The sequence below is a fragment of the Dyadobacter jejuensis genome (genome assembly GCF_003149085.1).
Taxonomy (GTDB): Bacteria; Bacteroidota; Bacteroidia; order Cytophagales; family Spirosomataceae; genus Dyadobacter; species Dyadobacter jejuensis.
On sequence record NZ_QGDT01000054.1, the window covers coordinates 1 to 1,817 of the forward strand.

Sequence of the window (1,817 nt, forward strand, 5' to 3'; positions counted from 1 at the left end):
CTTTCAAGGGACAATAATCTTTAAAGCAAAAAAAGTGCTGCCAAGGAATGACAGCACTTTTATTATCAATTCATTATAAACTACGACTCTGTAGCCGGCGGCCCTGGATCTGGTTCGCCACCATGCTCGGAATCCGGATCGATTCCAGGGTCTGGTTCATCAGAAGGGTCCAGTTCACCATCCAGATGTTCATCCTCTGGCTCTTCCTGAACCCGGCTTTCCTTTGCAGCCTTTAGCTTTTTCAAATCGGCCTGAGCCTTTTCTTGAAGTGCCTTTAAGTTGTTTTCGTGGACCTGTCTTTTCTGGGCCACAATCTCCTCATAGCTCATGCCTTCATACTGTTCATTTTCGGCCTGCTCAGCGGTCAGTCGTTGTAGTCCGACTATAATGTGGCCTGCAATGGGTACAAGCTCGCTATCGGCCTGAATATCGGGGAGAGTGCCCGATAAGTTTAGCTCGTTATAGCCGGCCTTTAGCGTTTTAATGATGGCCAGCTGCAGCTGCTCGGCCTTATTGGTTTTCTTCGCCATTCTTTGGTTCGGTTAGGGTGGTTTGTTCCAAGAAGCCCAGGGCAATAGGATCTTTTGCAAGATCCAGGAGCTGTTCCTGACTCAATTCATTGGTTAGTACCACCTGCTTTTTTTGTGATTCAATAGTCACCTTACCCACGTAATCGGGTATAACGCGCCATATCCTTTCTTTTTTTGCCATGGTTAAAGCATAAGGCCCCTTCACTAGGTGAAGGGGAATGAGAGAAATTTAAGGGGCAATTGCAAAAGGCATAGGTTTTACTGCAGCGGTATCCGTTGCCAGGGTAACGCTTTCGGCCAAGAAGGGCGCGTGCCAGCCAAACCCATCCGCCTTACCCTTAAAGGTGATGGACTTCTGATCGTCAGCCTTGGCGCCAGAATCGTCACTATCTTCAATCACCAAAGGATTCCAGCTTGCACCGTAAACCCGGCGTGTCCCGTCTTTATAGAATGCAATGGATACTCCTCCTTCGTTAAGGAATTTGAGTACGGCAGCCAGCTGCTCCTTACTACATCCTGCAAACTTACAATCGACCTCATGTTCCACATTTTGATAACCAATTGCGCCTTTTTTAGTGGATTTGGCGCGACCTGAATGGTGGTCAAAGGTCAGTTCCGCAGCTATTACTCCTTCGGCAAGTCGAGGGGCCACGGTACACTCACCATCTACAATATCTGCGTCAATTGGCCAACCCGCAACAAAATCACTTTCAGCGAGTAGGACCATACGCGCCATCCCACCCAGGTTTATCTTACCACGGGCCTGGCGCTGAAGGTTTGAGAATTTTGATGCCATTTTCTTTAAAGTTAGAAATGAAAGAAAACCAAAGGGGTTTCCCCCTTCAGTGAATGTTTTTACTTGTAAAGCACGATGAGTCTACCGTCGGCGTACTCTACATTGACTTCGAAGTCCATTAGGACTTTCAAATCACGATCCGACTCTTGGAACTTAATACGGGGCACATCGGTATCCACATCCTGGTGAAGGTAAAACAGGTTGCCTTCAACCGTCCAAAGCATATTGTCAACACCAATCATCCAAGTACGGGGCTTGATCTCCGTATTGGGAAGGGCGTTAAAAAATAGCTTATCTCCCTTTTTAGTCACGACTTGGCTCCCATTGGAAAGGGCCGCGTCCAGGGCGTTGGTGATCCAAACATACCAGGTAGGAGGAATGAACAGGGAAGCAGTTTCATCTTTGTACTCAATCAGATCCTCATTGCCAATGATCAGCGCAACAATTTTCTTTAACTCCCCAATGATATTGGCCTCCGTTACGGAAGCAGC

The 1,817-nt window shown here is 47.5% G+C and carries 3 protein-coding genes and 1 pseudogene; all 4 read right to left on the reverse strand.

All coding sequences use genetic code 11. The annotated features are described in order from the left end of the window. Nucleotides 1-80 precede the first annotated feature (80 nt). Nucleotides 81-530, reverse strand: a complete 450-nt coding sequence (locus tag CLV98_RS23175) for a hypothetical protein (RefSeq protein WP_109678510.1) — start codon at nt 528-530, stop codon at nt 81-83. After that, on the reverse strand, nt 511-711 hold the full coding sequence (locus CLV98_RS23180; protein WP_109678512.1) for a hypothetical protein: 201 nt from the start codon (nt 709-711) through the stop codon (nt 511-513). Before CLV98_RS23180 ends, CLV98_RS23175 begins: the two co-directional genes overlap by 20 nt. A 48-nt stretch (nt 712-759) precedes the next feature. After that, nucleotides 760-1,326: a hypothetical protein gene (locus CLV98_RS23185; RefSeq protein WP_109678514.1), complete on the reverse strand. Its 567-nt coding sequence runs from the start codon at nt 1,324-1,326 to the stop codon at nt 760-762. Nucleotides 1,327-1,385: 59 nt separating this feature from the next. Next, nucleotides 1,386-1,817: pseudogene (locus tag CLV98_RS23580) on the reverse strand (hypothetical protein); the annotation flags it as partial.